The sequence below is a fragment of the Caulobacter sp. FWC2 genome (assembly GCF_002742625.1).
Taxonomy (GTDB): domain Bacteria; phylum Pseudomonadota; class Alphaproteobacteria; order Caulobacterales; family Caulobacteraceae; genus Caulobacter.
Window position 1 is genome coordinate 92573 of the sequence record NZ_PEBF01000002.1, and the last position, 22646, is coordinate 115218.

The following is a 22646-nucleotide window of genomic DNA, read 5'->3' on the forward strand; positions in this document are numbered from 1 at the left end:
GTGCTCGGACAGCGACACGGCTCACGAGGGTGGCTACGCCTTCTCATAGATGGCGGTCGACTGGCATCGAGATGTCCGAGTGTCGCCTGCATCATGAAGGCGGTCGCAGTCACTTTATGGCCTGGCGCCCCGACTTTACCGACAGCGATGCCGAGCGACAGGGTTGCAGCCGGGCAAGGGTCGTCAGTTCCTGGCCACACGTTCCTGCTGTGATTGATGGCGCGAGACCCCGCGCTCCATCAGCAGGATCTGGGCGCCGAGATTAGTCTGCGCGAGTTCGGACTCGAGATTTAACATCTCGACCGCGACTGTCGTCCCCTCAGCCGTTCCATCCTGCTCAGCGCCAACCCGCACGCCGAGCTCACCAAGGAACCCAAGGATCTCCGCTAGATCAGCCGACGGGTCGCTATCAACGGCGGCTGCAGCCCGTTCACTCACAGCGGCTACAGTCTCGACCTGCGTATCGAGGTGCGCGTCCTCTTCCGCCAGAAGTGGCCTGCCCGTCTCCTGCAAGATGAAAGATGCAGTGACCAGCGCCTCCACCGCCGCCCGATAGTCGTCGAGCACCCGATCCTCAAGCACCGGATAGGGAAGCTTCGCCTGCCATTCGCTGACAAGCCCGCCGTAGGGCAACAGGCTGAGCCCGAACTGGACAGCAATGGGGGCGATGACACCGTCGCGAAGCGGAGCCGATGCCAAGGTCGTCAAATCGTCGGGAAGGGTTTCACAGGCCGCGATCAGCAGAGGCTGGCTTTTGAACCAGTCGACGATCTCATCGACGCGCTGGAGCGCGATATACCGTGCATTGAGATGGTTCAGGCCGACGTCCTCGCCATCGATCCGCGCATAGACCTCGACACTCAGCCCATGGGCAGCGAGGTGCTCGGCGATCGCCACGCACCGGCGCCCGACATCAGCTGCCGTGCGTTCACGGGCCTCTTTAGCCGCGCGCGCGAGAATATTGTTGTGTCGGCTGACTTTTGAAAACCTCAGTGAGGCGGCGCGCAGCCGCAACGGATCTGCATCGACGTCGCTCAGCACGGCAGCGAGATCCAGGAGAATCGTCCGTATGGTCTCAAGAGCAGGCGTGGGCCGTTCGCCGGTCATCCGCCAAAAATCTGGGTCCGTCAGCTTGCCGGCTTCCTTGGCCAGATCCCGAGCCCTTAGCGCCATGAGGCGCACCTTCGGCGGTTCTACTTGGGTCAGCTCGCCGATCAGTTCCTGGATGTTAGTTGCGAACCCATGGAGGCTGTCATGAGCCTTGTAGGTTCCCTGGTCGAGAGGACCCGCAAAAGTCTCGGCCTGCTGCGGAGGCGGGATCACCTGGGTCATCAAACCACGCACTATCTTCAGCCCGCTCCAATACGGCCCAGGCTGCTCCTGCCGACAGTAGTAGTTCGCGGCATCCCCCAACAGGCGCGAAAGGTCGGCCATCGCCCTGGCCAGCATCGTCGCGCGGTCCGTCTCGCTGTCGGTGGCGACCAGCCGGCCGATCGACCGATTGACCACGCGATTCAAGGCGATCCTGGCCGGTGACGGCATCACATCGCGGCGCAGGGTCCTACGGACCGTATACATGCCAACGCCAAAAGGAGAGTCATTGGCGAAGACCGCTTCGCAGATCATCAGTTGGGCCGCCGGCGCCGCCATCGCCATCAGTTCGCAGACTCGCGCGACGCTTTCCTCGAGATTTGACTGGGATGGCGCCGAAACCGCTCTGACCTTGGCAGTGACGATCGCTTCGCCGTCTTGCTCGCCAAGGGATGGCCGGGTGATCCATGCGGTCTCCAGGTAGAGCCTTTCGAGCAGGACCTCTGCTCCACCACAGATGTCGACAATTTTGACGGCTTGCTCGGCATCCACTTCTGCCAAGACCTGGAGGAATTCCAGGAGCGGCATCAGGTCGGCCTCGCCGACGTTGTCTTCGCAGCCAAATTCAAGCTTGGGCCCAGCTTCACACCCTGCGAGGGGGAGCATGGCGGCGATCAGTTCATGGGCTGACGCCAGATTGACGATCGGCGGTCGCGAGCCTGGGGCCAGACGTTCGAACAAGGCGGTACGCAAGTCGCCGACCTTGACCTTTGCGAAGTCGGCCTGGGCGTTCTTGACGCGTGCGAAGAGAGGAACACCGTCAAAGTTTGATTTAGCGACAACGAAATTGAAGGCGAGACCGGCAAAGCGATCGTCGATGTCATTCGCGCGCGCGATCTCCAGCCAGCGCTCGGCGACCATATCTGCGGTAGCCACAGCAAGGCCGTAGAGAACAGCGATCCAGGCGCCTGCAGGCGTGTCAGGATCGGAAAGGCGCTGTCCCGCGGCTTCGAGCAAGCTGCTCTTCTCATCAGGCCACTTGCGCAGCGTGCGGACCACGAGGCTGGCGAAGGACCCCGCCTCTACGGTGTACACCGCCTCCACCAAGGCCGTTCGACGCGGTTCGCCCAGAGCGTTCTGAATGGCAGCATCGAGGTAGGTCGATCGAATTTCGTGCAGGGCAGAGAGCGAGGCGTCGCCCCGCTCGCGGATTGTATGTTCGTCGACGAGTCTCTTGATCGCCCTGGCAAACCTCGGCGTCTCCCAGCCCAGCCTTGATCGCAGACGCCCAGGATCGATCGCAGCGCCCTGAGCGGTGGCGAAGGCGATGGCGCGCAGGGCGATCAGTTCGTCGTCCCGCCCCTCCGCCAGCCTGCGGGCGACCTGCTCAGTCAGCGTCTCCTCCAGGCGGCGTCCGGCGGTCAGGAGGTGCGCGTATTCCAAAAGGAGACCACGGCTGACTTCGAGGGGCTCTCTCCAGAATTTGAAGACCGAAGCGCCCTCCCCGCTGAGCGCTTCCCAGACGCGGATCGCAAGCGCCTCGTCGAGCTTGGGCCTGAAGACACTGGTCTGTGGAAGCGACCTCAGAGTGAAGAGATCTTCCTCACGGGCTGTGCCAATGAGGAGAAGCCCCGGGACTGCGTTCTTCTCGCGGATGAGGAGATCCCATCCGGACGTTTCCTCGCCGCGACCGACATCATCGACGACGAAGCCGACGGGACGTTCGGGATTGGCTTCGAGCAGGCGCGCCCAGGCAACGAGCCTGGCGACATCGTCGGTTCGGCACAGGCGGACGCGATACCAGCGCACCGCGTGGCGGGTGTGAAAGGCGCTGAGCCAGGCCAGGCCCGATTTGCCCGCGCCGGACGGCCCCGCAACGAGCGCGGCGCGATGTTGTTCCAGGCCCTCGAGGATCGCGGTCACCTCTACAGGGCGATCAAACACCACGCCCGCGCCGATATGGGCCGGCGCGACATCGACACCGCTGTAGAAGCCGGACGTGTCGACGGGCTCGAAAAAATCGGCGGCCTCGCACAGCCCCCCGCTCAGGTCGAGGAAAGCGGCTGGATCGAAGGCAAGACCAAAGGCGTCGACGACCTGTTGAACGTCAGAAACCCCCAGCGTCCCTGGCCGAGTTGATGGCGCAAGGTAGTTGGCGTCCGCCATTGCGCCGGCCAGTTCACGAAACCGCTGAGCCAGAAGCCTTGCGGCAGCGTCGGGATAGGGTGTGCCTGCGACGAGGCGCGCGACCGCCTCGTCCATTGGCTTCGCCTCGACGATCAGGTACGCGCGCCCCAGAAGCGCTTCGACCTGATCGATCGGCCAGCCGGAAAGCTCGGCGCGTAGCCCATTTCTCAAGGCGTCCAGCGCCTGGCCACTATCGGCGAGGGTTTTTCCCCAGCCTGTCGCCGTCAGACCATCGACCGCTCGCTCCAGGACCAGCGCGATCCCGAGGCGAGAGTCCTGGCTCCAAGTTTGCGGGAGCGACTTGGCAGTCTTGGCCAGATGCGTGACGACCTCGTCCACGGTGAACCGGCCGCGTGGATCGTGCCGCGACTTCAACTGTACGCGCAGCTCCAGAGCCGGGCCGTGCAGAGTGAGATCGTCGACCCCTTCTGGCACAACGGTTGTCCAGGCCCAGTCGCCACGCCAGGCCTTGATCGCTAGCTGCGCCGCCACAGCATCCTGATAGCGAAAACCTCGCCCGGAGCGCGCGCCCGCGCGGGACTTTCGCCATAGCTCGTCATCGATAAGAAACAGCTCCTCCATCAGATCTCCCCCGGTCATCCTGGTGCTTAGGTTTCGCGTCGCCCCAGTCGCCGCACGCACCCGCATAGCTTGCGTCGAAAATCTAACATCGGCGGGCTGGATTCGCCGCCACCCACCGCATAGCGTAGCCAAGCTTAACCGAGGGTTGGGCCCATGGGGTGTGTAGGTTGGAACTGTTTATCCTGCTTGGGATCGGCGCGGTGTTCCTGTTCTGGCTACAGTCCAAGGTCAGAAAACCTCTGCCACGTTCCGAGACCCAGCCCGCCTACCGTTCACCGCCTCGGCCCGCGTCGGCGGCGTCACTTTCGGCCGGTCAGGGCCGGGCGAAGATCGTTGTCGATCTCCCTCCCACCGTCCTGGCCGTGGAAGCTCCAGCGATGACCGGTTCGAACGATTCAACCGCGAAAGCCAAGACGCAGGAAGTCGTTGATCGCCTGACGATGAACGCCTTCGGCATCGTCTATCGCAATGAGCGGTATGTGCACGGCAGCTACGGGTTCGCTACCCTCAGGCAAGCTGTCGACTATGCCAAACAACTCAAGGCCGATTTGCCGAAGAACGTGGCCGAGCGGGGCGTCGCCAATCCGGTGATCGAGGCCCCGGCGGCCGTTGCGCGCCAGGAAGCTCGCCCCGCTCTCCAGCCGACTTCCGCGCATGTGCCCGTCCGACCCGTCTCGGCACCGCCGCGTCCTCGGTCCGCCCCGAAGGCAGGCGAGCCACCTCGATGGCTTTCCAGCGGCGAACTCCTCGACTTGGGCGGCCTGAAAATCTCCGGAGGCCTGTTCTACGCCGGCAAGGCCAACAACGAAGCCTGGCGCAGCGAGAACTGCCTGGTCGACACGTCGTTGCCCGTCGCGGCAAACGCGCCTGCGGATGGTGGCGCATCGGACCTGTCCTACTGGCCAAGCTATCGGGGGTTAAGTGCTTCCGTCCGCCGCGCCTATCTCGAATGGTTGGCTGGCGGACGACGCGATCCTGATGCGCCGATCGGTCTGGTCTTCCTGTACTTCTACGGTCTCGAGCGCCGGCTTCTTCATGAGAAGGCCTTCCAAGATGCCGAGGAGATCATCGATGAGGTTCGATCGCTCAGGGTCGTCTATGATCAAAACGGGTCTTTTTCGAGCTATGCCACGCGCCTGCTCGACGTCGCCGAAGTCGTTCGCACCAGCGAGATCGTGCGTCCGCCGCTCCTCGCGCCCGCATTTTCGACCTTCGAAATGCCGCTGGCCACGCGACGGTATTTCGGCGCGGTCCTGGCGGAAGGTCGGGCCTTCGACGCCGATGACGCGTTGCTGTGGATTCTCTCGCTGCCCCTGTGGTTTCGTACGCCTGTCGCCCGTTGCTTCGATGAACTGTGTGCTCTCTGGCGCCTGCGGTTCGGGGAACGCCATCCAGGCGGCTTGAAGGTCCGCGCGCCCAAGACGCGACTTGAAAGCGTCTATCGCGCCGCCAGCGGCCGCTTCGAGACGAGCTTCGCTCTCGGCGCCTTTCCGGACATCTGTGCGGTGTCGGCCCCACTGAATCATTTGAAAGAGATGTTCGACGCCTGCGTCCAGGATCTCGATGCCTTCAGCCGCTTGCTGGGCCGCCGACCAGAAGGGCGTGGCGGCTTGGAGGCCGCCCTTTGTCTGCCCCGCGATCTTCGTGCGACCCCTATGGCGAGGGGCGCGGAAATAGCGCGTGAGGCGCTATTTGCCCTGATCGGCGACAGAAAGATGGCGGTGGCGAGCGTCAAGCAGGTCGCCGACATTCTCGAGACGCCCCTCGCCGAGCCCAAGCTCTCGCTGCCGATCCAGCGCCGGATCGGCGGCATGTTGGACCAGTTGGACATCGCCTTCGAGCCTGACCGCCGATATGGAGAGACGGGCCTTGCGCCCGACGGCGAGATGGTGATTTTCGCGGCCGAAGGCGGCGCGGCGCCGCGCCTGGAAAGTCAGCACTACGGCGCCGCACGCACCATGGCGGAGATCGCCGCCCTGGCCGCGACCGTTGATGGGGAGGTCGTCGCTGCGGAATTTGATCAGATCAGCGCCGACCTCCAGGTCATGCCTGGACTGAGCCCCGCCGATCGTGTCCGGTTGCTGGCTGTGGCGTTCTACGTGCTGAGGGCGCCGCCAAAGCAACAGGCCGCGCTGGGGCGCCTTGCCAAGCTTCCCGAGGGCGCACGCCGCGGAGTCAGCGCCGCGGCGATCGGCGCGGTCCTCGCCGACGGTCGCGTCGAGCCGACCGAAGTGCGCTTCCTGGAACGACTGCACAAGACCCTGAACCTGCCCCAGGAGGAGGTTTACGCCGCCTTGCATCGTGGTGCGGTGCAGGTCGACGCGCCTGTCTCAATCGCTCCAGAAGAACCAAGCGCGGGCGTCGCCATCCCGCCCGAAGCGCCGCGGGATCCTGACACGGTCGCCTTCGATGCTACCCGGCTCGAACGCATTCGCCGCGAGACGAACGAGGTCGCTGGGTTGCTGTCGAGCATCTTCACCGACGAGGACGATGCACCAACGCCTGCAAAGGCCGAAGCCAAGCCCTCATCGAGCGCTTTTGCCGGCCTGGAGCCAAATCACGCACAACTCCTCGTCGCGATCTTGTCTGCCGACGGGCTAGAACGTGAGATCTTCGATGCTCGGGCTCGTGAGCTCAAGCTGCTTCCAGACGGGGCGCTGGAGACGATCAACGAGTGGGGCTTCGAAACCTTCGACGAGGCCGTCATTGATGATGAGGACCTGCTCATGCCCGTCGCCCATCTTGCGGCAGAGCTTCGTACCATGGGGAATCTAGCGTGACCGATCGACCGAAGCTGCGCCCGCGCGACCGCGACACCATCCTACAGGCGCTGGCCGCCGGCGTGGTGCCGCGCACGGGACTGGCTCACGTTCAGGTGGGTCGGGCCGGCGAAGTCGCCGCTCTGGTCCGTGATATCGACCGCATTGCCGATGCCGGCTCCGCCGTCCGGTTCGTGATTGGCGAGTATGGGGCGGGCAAGACCTTCTTTCTCAATCTGGTGCGGTTGATCGCGCTGGAGCGCAAGCTCGTGACCATCCACGCCGACTTGGCGCCGGATCGTCGGATACACGCCACCGGGGGGCAGGCCAGAGGCCTCTATGCAGAGGCCGTTCGTAACATGGCGACGCGGACCAAGCCCGAAGGGGGCGCTCTGTCCAGCGTGGTTGAACGGTTTATCACCGACTGCGTGCGCGAGGCCGAAGCCGAGGGCGCGACGGTCGAACGGGCGATCGATCGTCGTCTCGCCGCGCTTCAAGAACATGTCGGCGGCTACGACTTCGCCACCGTCCTCAAGACCTATTGGCGTGGTAGCGAAGCCGACGACGAAGCCATCAAGGCCGCGGCCTTGCGTTGGTTACGCGGCGAATACTCGACCAAGACCGAGGCGCGACAGGCCCTGGGTGTTCGCAACATCATCGACGACGACAATGTGTATGACAGCCTGAAGCTGATGGCCGCCTTTGTCCGACTGGCAGGTTACGGGGGGCTGCTGGTGGCTTTCGACGAGATGGTCAATCTCTACAAGCTGCAGAGCGCCCAGGCCCGGAACCAGAATTTCGAACAGATTCTGCGCATCGTGAACGACGTGCTGCAGGGACAGGTCAGCGGTTTGGGGGTGGTGTTCGGCGGTACGCCGGAGTTCTTGATGGACAGCCGCCGCGGGCTCTACAGCTACCAGGCTCTCCAATCCCGATTGATGGAAAACGGCTTTGCGACCCAAGGACGGGTGGATCTGTCCGGCCCGGTCCTGCGCTTGCAAAGCCTATCGCCGGAGGACCTGCTGGTCCTGCTGTCGAATTTGCGCAACATCTTCGCCTTGGGCGCGCCGGACAAGCACCTGGTGCCTGATGAGGCTCTCACGCAGTTCATGGTCCACTGCAACAAGCGGATCGGCGAGGCGTATTTCCGCACGCCGCGCAACACGATCAAGGTCTTCGTCCAGTTCCTGAGTGTTCTTGAACAGAACCCGACCGAGGATTGGCGCGACCTCTTGGGCGTGGTGGAGATCGCGGCCGACAACGATGGAGAGGCTGACCTCGCCCTGATCCCCGAGGCCGGCGACGACGAACTTGCCACCCTCCGCCTCTGACGTCGCCACGGGCTTCGATCGGCTGAACCCGACGATCCAACGCTGGATCCGAGACCAGGGCTGGACGGAGATGCGTGAAGTGCAGGAGTGTGCGATCGAAGCGATCCTGCACACCGGCGCTAGCGCGCTGATCGCTGCGGCCACGGCGGCTGGCAAGACCGAAGCGGCCTTTCTGCCGCTGCTCACCGAGACGGCGGCTCGCGCTACGCCGGGCTTGTCGATCCTCTACGTCAGTCCACTCAAAGCCCTGATCAACGACCAGTTCCGGCGCCTGGACGAGCTTTGCGAGCGATTGGAAATCGACGTCGTGCGTTGGCATGGCGACGCGCCACAGTCGGCCAAGCGCCGCGCGCTCGAACGTCCCAACGGCGTGGTCCTCATCACACCCGAATCCATCGAAGCGCTGCTGCTTCGGCGCACCGACGCTGCGCGTCGGCTATTTGGCCGTCTGGACGCCATCGTCATCGACGAATTGCACGCCTTCCTTCAAGGCCCGCGCGGCCTGCATCTGGCGAGTCTGCTGCACCGGATCGATCGAATGGCTGATCGCCCGGCAAGACGCATCGGTCTTTCGGCCACCCTTGGCGATCTCGACGCCGCCCGGGCTTGGTTGAGCCCTGTCGATCCGGCGGCGGTGCGTCTCGTGGACATCGCTGGCGGCGCGCCCGAGCTGCGCCTGCAAATCCGAGGCTATGTCGAAGGACCTGAGCCGAACGAGGCTGAAAATGAGGCCGAGGTTGACGGGGGCGACACCGCGCTCGATCAGATCGCTGACCATGCCTTCAAGACCTTGCGTGGCGACAACAACCTCGTGTTTGGCGGCTCGCGTCGCACGGTGGAGGCCTTGGCCGATCGGCTTCGACGTCGCGCGGAGGCGCACGGCGCGCCGAACGAATTCTTTCCCCACCACGGCAGCTTGGCCAAGGAGCTTCGCGAAGAGCTCGAGCTTCGTCTGAAAGCCGCCGACTTGCCTACGACCGCCATTGCCACGACCACCTTGGAGCTTGGCATCGACATCGGGTCAGTGAAGTCCGTGGCGCAACTCGGCGCGCCTCGATCGCTTTCCTCGTTGCGTCAGCGTCTTGGTCGAAGCGGTCGACGCCGCGGCGCACCTGCGATCCTTCGGATCTACATCCGTGAGAAGCATGCAATAGCCGCTCAGGATCCGTTGGACCGTCTACGTCCGGAGATCGTCCGCGCGACAGCGTCCATTCGGCTTCTGCTGCAGCGCTTCGTCGAGCCGCCCATCCAGGATCCAGCGATCGTGACGGTGGTTATCCATCAGATCCTCTCTTGCCTTGTCGAGCACGGCGGACTTCGGCCCGGCCCGTTGTTCGATATCGTCTGCGGTCAGGGACCGCTCAGCGCCCTGCCCCGCGCCGACATGGCCAGTCTGCTTCGAAATCTGGCCGGTTTGGGCCTGATCGAACAGGCGCCGGACGGCACGCTCATGCTTGGTCCTGAAGGCGAGAACCTCACGCAAGGACGGGACTTTTACGCGATCTTCCAGAGTGAGGTGGAATGGCGCCTGGTGCACGCCGGCCGAACCTTGGGGACCATCCCGATCGCCAACCTGCTCGGGCCGGGAAGCCTGGTGGCGTTCGCGGGGCGGCGCTGGCGCGTCGTGGGTGTCGATGACCGGGCCAAGGTGCTCGAGGTCGTTTCGCATCCCGCCGGCAAACTGCCGCGTTTCGATCGGTTGTCGGTGGAGCCTATCCATGACCGGCTGGCGGCGGAGATGCGCTCGGTCTACCTCGACGGTGACGTTCCCAACTACCTAGACAACGTCGCCGCGGGCCTTTTGATCGAGGGCCGGGCCGCCTTCACGGAATACGGTTTGGCCGACACGGACTTGATCGCCGCTGGCGCTGATACGCATGTGCTTCTATGGCGCGGAACGGCAATGACGAGTGTCGTGGCTGTCGCCCTTTCGGCCGCAGGCCTTGATTGTGAGGCACACCATCTTGGCGTGACCCTGCCAGACACGACCCCAGATGAAGCGGCTCAGATCCTTCGCCAGCTAAGCCGGCCGATCGACGCTGGCGCGCTCTCGACCTTCGTCAGGACGTTGGAAGAGGCCAAGTATGACGAATTCGCCCCGCTCGAGTTATTGCGTGATCTTTGGGCTCGATCTAACGCCGCGCTCGTCGCCGCGCTTCCAGGTCTAGTCGCCGGACTGCGTATGCCTAAGGCCTAGTGTCATTTAGAGCCGGCAGTTCCGATTGCTGGGTCGCGGCCACGTTCGCAGGATCGAGATTGTGGCACTCTCCGTCGGGAAGGTGCCATTCCCAACGGCAGCGATGGATGGACTGCTGTCGGGAGAAGTGGCGCACTGAGCGGCTAGCTCGCGCCATCGCACGACGCTGGAGGAGCCGGTCAAGGCCGACCTCGTATGAGGTCCGGGCCGCCGTCGCCGCGCTAGGCGTCGAGCGGCACGCCGCCCTTGCGGACCCAACTGATCATCTCCGCCAGTTCGGTGATGCGGTAGAGCGCGTCGGCGTCGCGCCCCTTGAACAGCTCGCTCGCCAGGAAGCGGCGTTTGGAAAAGCTGGCGGGGTGGGTGTTGAAGCCGGCATGGTTGGCGAGCTCCACGGCCAGCTGGCGGATCTCGCCCATCGCGAGGTCGTCGGCGGCCGCCGTGCGCTCCTCGGTCTCGGCCTGGATTTCCGCCGCCCGGGCGGCGAACTCGTCTTCCAGCGTCGCTGACCACTCGGCGACGACCTGGGCGGCGTGCAGGACGCCCTCATAGAGAAACCCGGCCAGGGTCATGGTCGGCTCGCCCTCGCGACGTTGCGCGCGCTTGGTGATATCGGCGAAGCGACGCGCCAGGAGCGGATCGGGTGGTGTCTCCAGGCCCACGGTCTCGCAGGCGCCTTCCAGCTCGCTCTCCGGATCGAAGGTCGCCTGGATCCGATAGACCAGCTTGGGCTGCACCGCGGCGAGCGCCGAAAGGAAATCGGCCGGGCTCATCATGACCCGGGGAGCCTCGCGGTCCGACTGGGGCCAACCCTGGACCAGGGGGCTCGCGGCGGCGTTGGCGGCGGCGAGAACCGCCTCGGCGAAGGCGGTGGCCGAAAGGGCGGATGTCATCCTTGCTCTCCTCTAGTCGTCACGGCGTGGCGCGATCTGGCTGCCGCGCAGGGTGCGCACCACATCGAAGCCGGCCAAGATCTGCTGCTTGACGCCGTCCACATGGCTGATCACTCCCACCGCGCGGTCCTGGCCGACCAAGTCACGCAAGGTCTCCAGGGCGATATCGAGGGTTTCGTCGTCGAGATGGCCAAAACCCTCATCGATGAAGATGGCGTCGAGTCGGACCCCGCCGGATTCGGCCTGGACGACGTCTGACAAGCCCAGTGCTAGTGACAAAGAGGCCAGAAAGCCCTCGCCGCCTGACAAGGTGTGGGCGTCGCGCTTCTGATCGGTGTGGGCGTCATAGACCTCGATATCGAGCCCGGACCGCACGCGGCCGTCGCCGCCTTCGAGCTTGCGCTGCAGGGCGAAGCGCCCACGCGACATCCTGCTGAACCGCAGATTGGCCGCCTCCAGCACCAAATCGAAGGTCGCGGCGATAGCGAAGTCCCGCAGCCGAAGCCGGTGGGCGTTACGTCCGTCGCTGAGATTGGAAAGCTCCCCCAGGACGCGATAGCGCTCGGTGGCGAAGGCCAGCTCGTCTTCCAGCTTGACCACGATGTCGCGTGTGGCCTCCAGCTGTCCCACGCGCATGCCTAACGTCGAGACCGCCTGTTCCAGCCCGGCCAGGCGCGTGTCGGCCGCGACGAGCGCGGCCTCGGCCAGGGCCAGGTCGGGCCGCGCCTGGTCAGCGATGGCGGCGGCGGCGCGATCACGCCGATCGGCCGCGGCCGCGGCCCGCTCTCCGAGGGCGCGGATCTGCGCCGCGAAGGTCTCAAGATGGGGCGCGTCGGCCTTGGCGGTCTCATAGCCGGCCGCGTCGAAGCCGGCGGCCGATAAGGCCGCCTCGAGCGCTATCGCCTCGGCCTTGGCCGTGACCTCCAGCTCCCCTTCGCGTTGGCCCGCCGCCTCGGCCGTTGCCGCAGCGACCTTGGCCGCCTCGCTCGCGCTGCGTTCGGCCGCAAGCGCGCCGGCGTGTCGCTCCAGCATTTGGTCGCGGGCGGCGATCGCCTGAGTCCGGGCCGCGGTGAGCCTGGTCTCGTCGCGCAGGTCCTTGGGAACGTCCGACAGCGCCGCCTCGAATGCGGCCTTTGCGGCCGCGTCGTCCTTGTCGGCCAGAGCGAAGGCCGTCTGTGTCTCAGCCAGCGCCTTGTCGGCGGTGCCCACCGCGCCTTGGGCGGTCTCGAGCGCTTGGGCCAGGCCCGCCAGGTCCTCCGCCATCAGTTGGGCGAGGTCCTGTTCCAAGCGCACGCAGTCGGCGGCGACCTGTTCGGCGGCGCGCGGCGGCGCCTTCAGGGCGCGCAAACGGGTGTCGGCGCCCTTGCCCTCGCCTTCGATCATGGCGGCCGCCTCCGCGGCCTGACGCTCGGCGGTGTCGGCGTCCTGTCGCAGGGTTCGCGCCGCTCGTCGGACCTGCTCGAGATCCTGGCCGTCCACGGCCGGCTTCGCCGGATGGGGGTGGGCCTCGGATCCGCAAACCGGACAGGGCTGACCCTCGACCAGGACGAGGGCCAGATGCGAGGCCTGGGCCTCGGAAAGCGCGGTTTCGGCCGCCTCTTCGGCCGACCGCGCCTTGGCCAAGTCCAAGCGCGCCGCGGCCAGCCGCGCCTGGGCCGAGGCCGTGAGCGCCGAGAGACGTTCGACGGCCTTGACCGCGTCTTCGAATTCCACGGCGGTTTTGTGTTCCTTGCGGGCGAGCGCGAGTGCGGTCTCCAGCGCCTCGGCGCGCAGGGTTTGCTGCTGGGCCCGCGCGTGCTGGGCAAGGCTCTGCTCAAGGGCCTCGGCAGCGGCGGCGCGGGCCGATTGCGCGCTGGCCAGGGCGCTGGCTGCGCCTGCGCGCGCCGACGCACTGGCCAAGGCGTGGTCTTTCAGGGGGCGGGCGTTTTCCAGGCGCGTCCGGTAGGCGTCCAGGCCGGTCACCAGAGCGACGGCGGCGTCGCGTTCGGGCTGAAGCGCAGCGGACTGGTCCAGGCGATCGGCGGCGGCGGCGGCCAGCGCGTCCAAACGTTCGGCCTCTTCGAGCGCCGTCCGCCGCGCCGTCACGGCCGTGGTCAGGGTATGGGCCGCAGCCGCCGCGCGAGCGTCCGCAGCGGCGCAGGTCTCGGCCTTGGCCGCTGCGGCATGGCGAACTTTCAGGTCTTCGATCTTGCCCTGTTCGTCCAGCAGGGCGGCCACGGCGGCCTGGGCCGCGTCGTGCTCGGCGAACCGCCCCGCCAAGGCTTGCGCCGTCTGCAACGCCGTTCGCAGGCGATCACGATCCTGCGCCTCGGCGTCACGAAGCCGGGCCTGGGCCATCGCCTGTTCGGCCGCGTCCGCCAGGGCCTGGTTGAGCCCTTCCAGGTCCGAGGCGTCCTGAGCCGCCAGATGAGCCTCGATCTGCGTGCGGCCCTGGCCCACCGCGTCGCGTAGCGCGCTGGCTTCCGCCTTCAGCCGCTCGACGAAGCGTTCATAGAGCGAGACGTCGAACAGCCCGCGCAGCACCGCCGAGCGCTGGTCGCTGGAGGCGGTCAGCAACTGGCGGAACTGGCCTTGCGGCAGCAGGACCACCTGGCGGAACTGGGCGGCGCTGTAATGCAAGATCGCCTGCAGGCGATCGGCTACGGCCTCGACCTTGCGCTCCTCGAGCGCCACGCCGGGATTGTCGGGGCCGATGTCGTCCACGGGCATGCCTGTTGCGTCGTAGAGCGCAGCCCAGTGCGCGCGTTCGACCAAGGCGCCAACGCGCCGGCCACGCACTGTCTGACGGGGACGCCGGACGAGGTGATAGCGTTTGCCCCCGACGTCGAAAACCAGCTCGGCTTGGGTCTCGACCTCCGCGCTCGCGTGATGCGATCGCAGGTCCTCGCCCTGGCGTTCCTGGCCCGACGACTCGCCGAACAGCGCAAAGCAAAGGCCATCGAGGATCGAGGTCTTGCCCGCGCCCATGGGGCCGTAGATCCCGAACAGGCGTCGTTCCAGGGCTGGGCGAAAGTCGATCACCTGGGTGTCGGCGAACGGGCCAAAGGCCCGCAGGGACAGGCGCAGCGGGCGCACGGTTAGACCTCCTCGACTTCGACGTCGGCCAGGGTGGCGGTGATGATCGCCGCTTCGGGAGCGTCAGGGCCCTGGCCGCGCACTGCCTCCAGGAAAGCGGCGATGACCCGGGTGGGGTCGCGTCGGTCGACCATCGCGGCGGCTGCGCCCGGCCCAGTCAGCATGGGACGGTTCGAACGCTCCAGCTGCAGGACGTGAGGGTAGACCGCGCGCAACTGTCCGATCGCGTCGATCAAGGCGCCCTCGTCGGTAAGCACGGCCTTGATCAGGGCGGGAGCGACTCCGGCTGCGATCCGGCCGGCCTGCAGCAGTTCCTGAAGGCGCCCGGTCAGGACCCGCAGGGGACGCAGGCTCGACAGGGGCACTGTGCGCACCGTCACCGAGCCCGCCGCGTCCAGATCCACGAGGCTGAGGGACTTGGTCTCTTCGGCCTCATCGAAACCAAAGCCCATCCACGCGCCGGAATAACGAATATGCGCCGCCCCGGCCTCCTGGGCGCGATGCAGATGGCCGAGTGCGACATATGCCGCGCCCTCGAAGGTCGCGGCCGGCACGGTCTCGATACCGCCGACCTGGGTCAGGGGGCGCTCGGTCTCGGTGATACGGCCGCCTTCCACGAAGGCGTGCGCGGTCACCACCCAGCGGGCGCCGGCCGGAACATGGCCTCGCGCCTGAGCCACTTGAGCGGCCAGGACGTCGGCGGGGCTGGCGATGGCGGGGTCCTCGAAGACGTCGCGCGCGGCGTAGACCTCGCTGAACGGCAGCGCCGATATCGCCACTTCGCCGTGTTCATCGTGCAGCACGAGCGGGTGGGGCCGGTCGCGCAGAGGCCCGCGGATCAGGACGCGGCGGGGATCCTGCAGCGCGGCATTGAAGCCGATCCGATCGGGGGCATCGTGATTGCCGGCGATCGCCACGATTGCAGCTGGCGTGTCAGCATAGATCCTGGCGAGGAAATCATTGAACAGTTGCACCGCTTCCTTGCGCGGCACAGCGCGGTCGAAAAGGTCGCCGGCGATAATCAGCGCATCGACCCGGTGATCCACGATCGCCTGGAAAACCTGGTCGAGCAGGTGAGCTTGATCATCGAGCAGGCTCTCTTGGGCAAGCGTACGCCCCAGGTGCCAATCGGACGTGTGCAGAAGTCGCATCTTTCGCCCCCTCCCCCTTTTTGAGGCCGCGCCCCGCCTTAGCTCTACCCGATCATAAGTCGCGTCGGCGACAAAACCGGGCGTGGCCCTTGTTCCAGACCCGCCCAGAGCGTGACAAAGCTCGGCTCGTGCTCACACTCTAGTCCGCCAGCGTGATCTGAGTGAGAAGCGTCCAGCCCCGGTCCCTGGTCGCGACCTGCCCCAACGCCGTGCGGGTTGCCGGCTCGACCCGGCGACGATAGCGCTCGTTCTCGAAGGTGACGACCTTCCCAAGGTCAGCGACGAGTCAGAGCCCGGCCTCGGCCTCGCCGCGTTCGATGACCTGCCGCGTGCGTTCGGCGACCTCCTGCATGAAGCCGATCTCCTCGGCGCTCCAGCGCCGGACCGGCCGGTCATTGAGGTAGACGATGGTGCGCAGGCGGCGGGCCCGAAGGAACCGAGGATGGCGCGGGTGTCGACGCGCGCGGCCGATTTCACTAGAACCGGCGGTTTCCATCAGACGGTGAAACGGCGCGCTCCACTACACACGGACAGCGGGGCGACGGCGCGCACCGCCGACGCGAAAGCGGCACCCGGGCCGTACGCTCGACATTCAAGAAATTAAACCTAGTGAGGTTTGGCTGCCTATTCGCCGAGCCGACGGAAAATGTCGGGACACGCGCTTTCCGCGACCCTTGACCCTCTGTGCAGCCTAGGGCCAATAGGACCTATGGTTGTATGGTTTCAGCTTATCCGCGGCGGAAAATCGCATGATTGAGCGCCTCACGGAACGCGAGCGTCAAATCCTGGACCTGGCCGCGCAGCACCTGACCTCAAAGCAGATCGGGCCGCTGCTCGGCATACGGCCGGCGTCGGTCGACACCTTCATGCAGGCGATCATCCGCAAGCTGGGCGTGGCCAGCCGCAAGGAAGCGGTGATCGCCTACATCGCCGCCGCCAGGGGGGATCGGGATGATCTCGACTTTGGATCATCGCCAATGGTTGGCGCCGGCGGTTGGCGACCAACTGCCGCCGTCACCCGGGACGGTGATCACGATCCCCTCCCCTTCTCGCTCGAGGCCTCACACGGCCACGAGGCCGGGACGGGGGGAGTTCAATCCGAGCGGCTCCGGCCCAAGGCCGACCGTCTGGTGCGACGGGGTCTGCGGTCCCCGGCCCGGCGACTGGTCGCCATTGCGATCGCCACGATGATCTTGGGACTCGTCACCCTCGGCGCCGCCGCCGTCGGCTACGTCCTAAATCGTTCGATCGATCGGATGCTGAGCGACCACGGCAACCACCCGACAGGCCGGTCAGGCCCCAACCAGAGTACGCTCAATGCAGAATTTGACCGCGGCGCGCGTCGCCAAGCAGCTGTTTTCGGCTGAGGACGCGCTCGATCGCACGCTTGGCGAGACGGCCAAGCTCATTTCCTCCCTGTGCGAGGCGCGCATCGCCAATCGACTGCCGGCCATCGCCGGCCAACGCGTGATCGGCGGCGCCGCCGAGGCCCTGGCCGCGCTGGAGCGCGCGCGCCGCAGCGTGCTCGACACCCATGAGGGCCTGGCCGACCTGCGCGAGGAGTACGGCTTCGAGACCGTCGCCGCCGGCGTCCTGCACAAACCCGAGGGCGCCGCGCCGCAGGGCGCGCTCGAGGCGGCGGCTTGAACCCGACCGCCACGTGTTCGCCTGGTCTCCCCTCGTCTTCGCCATCGCCATGGTGCTGGTCTGCGTGGCCGCGCTTGTTCGGGGGCGCTGGGAGGAGAAGGTCCTGGGGGCGGCCTATCTGGCCGCCTGCATGGCGTCACTGGCGGTCGAGAAGCGGCCCTGGACCGGACCTCAAGGCGCGGTGATCGCCATCGACGCCGTCGTTCTGGGCGTGTCGGTCGCCGTCGTCCTCGGGTCCGAAAAGCTCTGGCCCATCCTCGCCGCGGCGTTCCAGGTCCTGACCGTCGGCGCGCATCTGGCCTTCATCGCCGCGGAGGGACGACTTGGCGCGGCGGGTTATCTTACGGTCCTGGCGCTCTGGAGCTATGGCACCATCGCTTGCATCGCCTGGGGCGCAGGATCGCAAGGCCCGCCGCCCATCGGCCTGAACTTTCACAAACTCAAGAAAGGATTTGGATCCGCCGATTCCGCCATGGCCTCGATCGGGTCAATGACGCACGAGCCCGTCGCGCGCCGATGCGACGAGAGCTCGCTTTTATGACGTGATGTTTGCCGGCGTTCGCGAAGAATCCGGCATGCGGAGTGTTCGCCGCTTGAGAACGGCCTGTGCTTTGAGTGCTGTCGACGAAACACGACGCCGGCTGGTTCCGTGCCAGCTAGGAGTAGAGTTCGTGAGCAATGTGTTGTCACCGCGCCTGCGCCAGTGCCTGATTTTGGCGAGCAAGGGTCATACCGCCGTGGAAATCGGGTTCATCCTGGGCCTGTCGTACCGAACGGTGAACCAGTACCTGTCGGACGCCTATAAACGCCTCTGTGCGCGCAATCGGATGCAGGCGGTCGCCATCGCCATCCAGCGTGGAGAAATTCCGCCGATCGCGCCGGAGGACGCGCCGTCCGCGCCGTCGCCCACGCCCTGCGTTGAACCGGGCCCGGTCGGCCAACCCGTCCCGCCCTGCGCCTAGCGCCGAAGCGCCTGCCGCGACCCATCCATCGGCAACGACCCGTCTCGGCGCCCGCGCGTTCGAGACGGGGCCCTGCGCGCGCGTCTGAACGCGCAGCCGGCCTTAACCTTCAGCACTGAGACTTTGCGGGTGGAGGGCTGCACCGGCAGGACTCCACCCGGCATTTCCTCGGAATTGTCGTCCCCATAACGGGTTTGCAACGGTCATCTCGACTCAACCCGAGGCGCCCATGATCCCCGCCCATCTCCGCCACCGCCACCGCCACCGCCGCCTACGCATCGCGGCCAACCTCGCGATCGGCCTGGCCCTGGCCCTGCTCGCCTCCGAGCCGGCCTGGGCCGGCGGAACCGGGGGCGGCATGCCCTGGGATAATTGGCTGACCCAGATCGCCGACTCCATCACCGGGCCCGTCGCCAAGGCCATCGGCGTGATCGCCATCGCCGTCACCGGTCTTGGGGTGGCCATCTCCGAGGGCGGCTCGTGGGTGCGAAAGGGCATGCAGGTGATGTTCGCCCTGTGCATCGCGTTTTCCGCCTCGACCTTCTTCCTGGGATTCCTGGGCTTCACCGGTGGGGCGGCGATCTGATGGGCGCCCCGGACGGCTATGAAATCGACTTCCATGGCTCGCTTTCGGAGCCTGTGACCTTGGCGGGCGTGCCGCGCATGACTGCGGTGCTGATCGGGACCCTGACGGCGGTGTTGGCGCTGGGCCTGCAGGCGCCGTGGATCGGCCTGCCGCTGGGCGCGGCGCTCTATGGCGCGGCGCTCTGGATGGCCAAGCGCGACCCCTACGTCTTCGACATCCTGCGGCGGCACCTGCGCCAGCCGACCCATTACGACGGCTAGGCGTCCATGCTGTTCCTCAACGAGTACCGCACGCGTTCGAGCCGGCTTTGCGACCACCTTCCCTGGGCGATGCTGATCGCGCCGGGGATCGTGCTGAACAAGGACGGGTCGTTCCAGACGAGCCTGGAGTTTCGAGGACCGGATCTGGCCTCGGCCACGCCCGCGGGGCTGATGGCCGTTCGCGCCCAGCTCAACAACGCCCTTCGGCGCTTTGGATCGCGCTGGTGCCTGCACCTGGAGGCGGTGCGATCGCCCTCCCAATCCTATCCCGCCAGCGCCTTTCCCGATCCGGTCAGCCATCTGATCGACGAGGAGCGGCGCATGGCCTTCGAGGCCGAGTCCGCCCATTTCGAGTCGCGCTATTTCGCGACCTTCACCTACCTGCCCGCCCCTGACGCCATCGGTCGGGCCGAGAGCCTGCTGGTGGAGAACCTGCCCCAGGGCCGGGGCGCGGACGCGCTCTATCGTCTGGCCCTGGAGGAGTTCAGGGCCACTGTCGGGGCCGTGCGCGACATCCTGGCCGGGGTCTTCCCCCTGGTCGCCCCGCTCGATGACGAGGCCACCCTCACCTATCTGCACGCCTGCGTCTCGACCAAGCGCCAGCCCGTGGCCCGGCCGCAGATCCCGATCTATCTGGACGCGGTCCTCACCGACGACGACTTCCAGGGCGGGCTCTATCCGCGCCTGGGCGATCACTATCTGCGCACCCTGTCCGTGCGCGCCTATCCAGCCGCCTCCTGGCCCGGACTACTCGACCAGCTCAATGCCCTGGGCTTGTCGTACCGATGGGTCTGCCGCTTTCTGCCCCTGGACAAGGAAGATGCGCGCCGAGCGGTGACCACGCTGCGCAAACGCTGGTTCTCCAAGCGCAAGGGCGTCCTGGCCCTGCTCAAGGAGGCGATCACCCACGAGCCGTCGCTGCTGGAGGATCCCGACGCCCTGCAAAAGACCCAGGATGCGGACGCGGCCCTGGCGATCCTGGGCAGCGACGCGGCCTCGATGGGCTATGTCACCCCGACCGTGACCCTGACCGATCCGGACCCGGACCGTCTGGCCGCCAAGGTCCGGGCCGTGGACGCGGTGATCAACCGCGCCGGCTTCGTCACCAAGGTCGAGGACCTCAACGCCGTCGAAGCCTGGCTCGGCGGCCTGCCCGGCCAGGCCTATGCCGACGTGCGCCGGCCCATGGTCAGCACGCTCAATCTCTGCGACCTCCTCCCCGTCTCGGCCATCTGGCCGGGCCCGTTGCTCAACGCCCACCTGACCGAGGAGCTGGGAAAGCAGGGCCGTCCGGGCGTCCAGCCGCCCCTGATGCACACCCGAACCAACGCCACCACCCCCTTTCGGCTGGACCTGCACCAGGGCGATGTCGGCCACACCTTCGTGGTCGGACCCACCGGGGCGGGCAAGTCGGTGCTGCTCAACACCCTGGCCCTGCAGTGGCGGCGCTATCCGGGCGCGCGGGTGGTGATGTTCGACAAGGGTCGATCCTGCCGCGCGGCCAGCCTGCTGGTCGGGGGCGGCTTCTACGACCTGGGCCCGTGGGGCGAGGCCCCGGCCTTCCAGCCCCTGGCCAGGATCGACCGCGCCGAAGAACGCATCTGGGCCCAGGATTGGATCCTGGATCTCCTGGAGGCCAGTGGGGTGAACGCCACCCCCGCCCTCAAGAGCGAGCTGTGGACGGCGCTGGCCAACCTCGCCTCGGGACCGGCCGAGCAACGCACCCTGACGGTCTTGGCCGCCACGGTCCAGGACCACGCGGTCAAGGCCGCGCTCAAGCCCTTCACCCTGGAGGGCCCCCACGGCCGTCTGCTGGACGCGGCCGAGGAGCGCCTGACGGCCCGCGACTGGCAAGCTTTCGAGCTGGGCGCCCTGATGGAGACGCCCGCGGCCCTGGGGCCGGTCCTGACCTATCTCTTCCATGTCCTGGAGCGGGGGTTCGACGGTCGGCCGACCCTGATCGTCCTGGACGAGGCCTGGCGGTTCCTGGAGTCGACCGCCTTCGCCCGGAAGATCCGCGAATGGCTGTGGACCGTGCGCAAGCTCAATGTCTGCGTGGTCTTCAGCACCCTTTCGCTGTCGAGCATCACTGACAGCCCGATCGCCCCGGCCCTGATGGAGGGCTGCCCCACCCGCATCTTCCTGCCCAACCCCGAGGCCCGCACGCCCCTGGTGGCCAAGGCCTATGCCGGGTTCGGGCTCAACGACCAGCAGATCGAGATCATCGCCGGCGCCGCGCCCAAGCGCGAATACTACTACCAGAGCGCGGCGGGCGACCGGCTGTTCGAATTGGGCCTAGGCCCGGTGGCCCTGGCCGCGGTCGGCTCGGCCAGCCCCGGCGATCAGTCGCTGATCGACAAGGTGCTTCGCCAGGCGGGGCCGGACGGGTTCGCCGCCGGCTTTTACCGCGCCAAGGGCCTGCCCGAGGTCGGCGACTTTCTGGACGAGGCCCGCGATGCGGCCTGAGCTCGACCCCCACCCCGCCGCCTTGGTTGAACGCCCAGCCGCCGCGACGCGGGTTCGACGCCTCACCCGCTTGGCCTTCGTCCTGTCGCTCGCGCCCGGAATGGTCCTGACCATGGTCCTGGCCCCGGCCCTGCGCGACCCGCGCCTGCTGCTGGCCGGCCTGGTCCTGACCGGCGGGGCGATCCTGGCCCGCGATCGCCTGGCCGACCTCTTCCTGGACTGGACCGGCGCGCGGTCGGACCGGCCGCCCCCGATCTCGAGCTCGGAGCCCCGCCCATGACCCCTTCCCGTCGCGACCTGATGCGTTCAGGCCTGAGCCTTGGCCTGTCATTGGCTGTCGGACTCGGGGCCGCCGCCGGCCCCGGCGAGGCGTGCGCGCAGGTCACGGTCTACGACCCCGCCGCCGTGGCCCAGGCGATCAAGACGGTCTCCAACGGCCTGTCGCAGATCCAGGCGCTGCAGAGCCAGCTGACCAATCAGGCGCGAATGCTTCAGACCCTGGGCGTGGACGTCACCGGACCCTTGCGCGACATCGCCGGCCAGGCCACCGCGCTTCTGCAGCAGGCCCGGGGGCTGGGCTACCAGGCCGCCAACATCAGCCAGTCCTTCGCCGACCTCTATCCGGACGACCTGAGCGGCCTGTCGGCCCGCAACCTGGCCGCGCGGCTGGCCAGCTGGGGGCAAAACAGCCGCCACACGCTGCAGGAGGCCATGGCCGTCCAGAACCAGATTGTCCAGGCCCAGGGCGCGACGGGTCAGGCGGTGGCCTCGGCGGTCGGGGCCTCGCAATCGGCCGCCGGCCAGACCGCGGCCATCCAGGCCACCAACCAGCTTCTGGCCGCCCTCTCGACCCAGCTGACCCAGCTTCAGACCCTGATGATCACCCAGGCCCGCCAGGCGGAAACTTGGGAGGCCGAACGGCGCGCCGTCGTCACTAAGAGCGAGGCCGACCGTCAGCGCAATTCGGTGGTGACCCGCGGCGCGCCTCGCTTCTCCGGAGACGTCCTGCAATGACCAAAGTCCAGACCCCCCTCTGGCTCGTCCTGTCGCTTTGCCTGGCCCTGGCCGCCTGCGGTCGGACATCGGGCGAAGCCCGAGCCCCTGATGCGGCCAGGCCGCCGGCCGCCAAGCCCAAGCGCTGCCCCGACCCGGACATTCGCGACGCCAACGACCCATGCTCGGTCGCCTACGTCCGGCGCAAGCCCGGCCGCATGACCGAACGCGACCTCCACTAGCCGC

The 22646-nt window shown here is 66.9% G+C and carries 18 protein-coding genes; 13 read left to right on the plus strand and 5 right to left on the minus strand.

From position 1 onward, the window contains the following. Positions 1–183 precede the first annotated feature (183 nt). A complete protein-coding gene (locus CSW62_RS25200; RefSeq protein WP_143324479.1) occupies positions 184–4080 on the minus strand; it encodes a hypothetical protein in 3897 nt (1298 codons plus the stop codon). Positions 4081–4247: 167 nt separating this feature from the next. On the opposite strand from CSW62_RS25200, the gene CSW62_RS25205 reads away from it, so the two are divergent. The 3 genes from CSW62_RS25205 (at position 4248) to CSW62_RS25215 (ending at position 10367) form a co-directional block, all read left to right on the plus strand. After that, a complete protein-coding gene (locus CSW62_RS25205) occupies positions 4248–6860 on the plus strand; it encodes a TerB N-terminal domain-containing protein (RefSeq protein WP_143324480.1) in 2613 nt (870 codons plus the stop codon). Beyond that, positions 6857–8170 (plus strand): ATP-binding protein, encoded by a 1314-nt coding sequence (locus CSW62_RS25210; protein WP_099582515.1) that lies wholly within the window; start codon positions 6857–6859, stop codon positions 8168–8170. Before CSW62_RS25205 ends, CSW62_RS25210 begins: the two co-directional genes overlap by 4 nt. Before the next feature lie 70 nt (positions 8171–8240). Continuing rightward, complete coding sequence (locus tag CSW62_RS25215) at positions 8241–10367, plus strand: DEAD/DEAH box helicase (RefSeq protein WP_099582606.1); 2127 nt, start codon at positions 8241–8243, stop codon at positions 10365–10367. A 221-nt stretch (positions 10368–10588) separates the two neighbouring features. Here CSW62_RS25215 and CSW62_RS25220 read toward each other — a convergent pair whose 3' ends face one another. The 4 genes from CSW62_RS25220 to CSW62_RS25235 form a co-directional block, all read right to left on the minus strand. Continuing rightward, positions 10589–11260 (minus strand): hypothetical protein, encoded by a 672-nt coding sequence (locus CSW62_RS25220; protein WP_099582516.1) that lies wholly within the window; start codon positions 11258–11260, stop codon positions 10589–10591. A gap of 12 nt (positions 11261–11272) precedes the next feature. Next, the gene (locus CSW62_RS25225; protein WP_099582517.1) at positions 11273–14335 is read right to left on the minus strand and encodes an AAA family ATPase; all 3063 of its coding nucleotides are present in this window, start codon (positions 14333–14335) and stop codon (positions 11273–11275) included. Between the two features lie 2 nt (positions 14336–14337). Further along, entirely contained in the window at positions 14338–15486 is a 1149-nt protein-coding gene (locus CSW62_RS25230; protein WP_099582518.1) for an exonuclease SbcCD subunit D, read from the minus strand. Positions 15487–15772: 286 nt separating this feature from the next. Beyond that, on the minus strand, positions 15773–15982 hold the full coding sequence (locus tag CSW62_RS25235; RefSeq protein ID WP_099582519.1) for a hypothetical protein: 210 nt from the start codon (positions 15980–15982) through the stop codon (positions 15773–15775). A 253-nt stretch (positions 15983–16235) separates the two neighbouring features. Between CSW62_RS25235 and CSW62_RS25240 the strand changes: the two genes are divergently transcribed. The 10 genes from CSW62_RS25240 (at position 16236) to CSW62_RS25285 (ending at position 22642) form a co-directional block, all read left to right on the plus strand. After that, positions 16236–16853 (plus strand): response regulator transcription factor, encoded by a 618-nt coding sequence (locus CSW62_RS25240; protein ID WP_099582520.1) that lies wholly within the window; start codon positions 16236–16238, stop codon positions 16851–16853. Then, positions 16804–17133: a hypothetical protein gene (locus CSW62_RS25245; protein ID WP_143324481.1), complete on the plus strand. Its 330-nt coding sequence runs from the start codon at positions 16804–16806 to the stop codon at positions 17131–17133. Before CSW62_RS25240 ends, CSW62_RS25245 begins: the two co-directional genes overlap by 50 nt. A gap of 13 nt (positions 17134–17146) precedes the next feature. After that, positions 17147–17674 (plus strand): hypothetical protein, encoded by a 528-nt coding sequence (locus CSW62_RS25250; protein WP_099582522.1) that lies wholly within the window; start codon positions 17147–17149, stop codon positions 17672–17674. A gap of 130 nt (positions 17675–17804) precedes the next feature. Beyond that, positions 17805–18095, plus strand: coding sequence for a helix-turn-helix transcriptional regulator (locus CSW62_RS25255; protein ID WP_099582523.1), 291 nt, complete (start codon positions 17805–17807; stop codon positions 18093–18095). A gap of 229 nt (positions 18096–18324) precedes the next feature. Beyond that, entirely contained in the window at positions 18325–18681 is a 357-nt protein-coding gene (locus tag CSW62_RS25260) for a TrbC/VirB2 family protein (protein WP_099582524.1), read from the plus strand. Further along, positions 18681–18941, plus strand: a complete 261-nt coding sequence (locus tag CSW62_RS25265; protein ID WP_233206814.1) for a VirB3 family type IV secretion system protein — start codon at positions 18681–18683, stop codon at positions 18939–18941. The genes CSW62_RS25260 and CSW62_RS25265 overlap by 1 nt, the downstream gene beginning before the upstream one ends. A gap of 6 nt (positions 18942–18947) precedes the next feature. Further along, positions 18948–21407: a conjugal transfer protein TrbE gene (trbE, locus tag CSW62_RS25270; RefSeq protein WP_099582525.1), complete on the plus strand. Its 2460-nt coding sequence runs from the start codon at positions 18948–18950 to the stop codon at positions 21405–21407. Next, positions 21397–21687, plus strand: a complete 291-nt coding sequence (locus tag CSW62_RS25275) for a hypothetical protein (RefSeq protein WP_099582526.1) — start codon at positions 21397–21399, stop codon at positions 21685–21687. The genes trbE and CSW62_RS25275 overlap by 11 nt, the downstream gene beginning before the upstream one ends. Then, positions 21684–22421, plus strand: coding sequence for a conjugal transfer protein TrbJ (locus CSW62_RS25280; protein WP_099582527.1), 738 nt, complete (start codon positions 21684–21686; stop codon positions 22419–22421). Before CSW62_RS25275 ends, CSW62_RS25280 begins: the two co-directional genes overlap by 4 nt. Continuing rightward, complete coding sequence (locus CSW62_RS25285; RefSeq protein ID WP_099582528.1) at positions 22418–22642, plus strand: hypothetical protein; 225 nt, start codon at positions 22418–22420, stop codon at positions 22640–22642. The genes CSW62_RS25280 and CSW62_RS25285 overlap by 4 nt, the downstream gene beginning before the upstream one ends. Positions 22643–22646: the final 4 nt, after the last annotated feature.

What these genes read in the sequence shown, in the direction of transcription:
- CSW62_RS25200 (WP_143324479.1), bottom strand. Translation starts at nt 4,080, where the DNA reads ATGGAGGAGCTGTTTCTTATCGATGACGAGCTATGGCGAAAGTCCCGC.
- CSW62_RS25215 (WP_099582606.1), top strand. Translation starts at nt 8,241, where the DNA reads ATGCGTGAAGTGCAGGAGTGTGCGATCGAAGCGATCCTGCACACCGGC.
- CSW62_RS25220 (WP_099582516.1), bottom strand. Translation starts at nt 11,260, where the DNA reads ATGACATCCGCCCTTTCGGCCACCGCCTTCGCCGAGGCGGTTCTCGCC.
- CSW62_RS25230 (WP_099582518.1), bottom strand. Translation starts at nt 15,486, where the DNA reads ATGCGACTTCTGCACACGTCCGATTGGCACCTGGGGCGTACGCTTGCC.
- CSW62_RS25235 (WP_099582519.1), bottom strand. Translation starts at nt 15,982, where the DNA reads ATGGAAACCGCCGGTTCTAGTGAAATCGGCCGCGCGCGTCGACACCCG.
- CSW62_RS25240 (WP_099582520.1), top strand. Translation starts at nt 16,236, where the DNA reads ATGATTGAGCGCCTCACGGAACGCGAGCGTCAAATCCTGGACCTGGCC.
- CSW62_RS25245 (WP_143324481.1), top strand. Translation starts at nt 16,804, where the DNA reads ATGCAGAATTTGACCGCGGCGCGCGTCGCCAAGCAGCTGTTTTCGGCT.
- CSW62_RS25260 (WP_099582524.1), top strand. Translation starts at nt 18,325, where the DNA reads ATGATCCCCGCCCATCTCCGCCACCGCCACCGCCACCGCCGCCTACGC.
- CSW62_RS25265 (WP_233206814.1), top strand. Translation starts at nt 18,681, where the DNA reads ATGGGCGCCCCGGACGGCTATGAAATCGACTTCCATGGCTCGCTTTCG.
- trbE (WP_099582525.1), top strand. Translation starts at nt 18,948, where the DNA reads ATGCTGTTCCTCAACGAGTACCGCACGCGTTCGAGCCGGCTTTGCGAC.
- CSW62_RS25275 (WP_099582526.1), top strand. Translation starts at nt 21,397, where the DNA reads ATGCGGCCTGAGCTCGACCCCCACCCCGCCGCCTTGGTTGAACGCCCA.
- CSW62_RS25280 (WP_099582527.1), top strand. Translation starts at nt 21,684, where the DNA reads ATGACCCCTTCCCGTCGCGACCTGATGCGTTCAGGCCTGAGCCTTGGC.
- CSW62_RS25285 (WP_099582528.1), top strand. Translation starts at nt 22,418, where the DNA reads ATGACCAAAGTCCAGACCCCCCTCTGGCTCGTCCTGTCGCTTTGCCTG.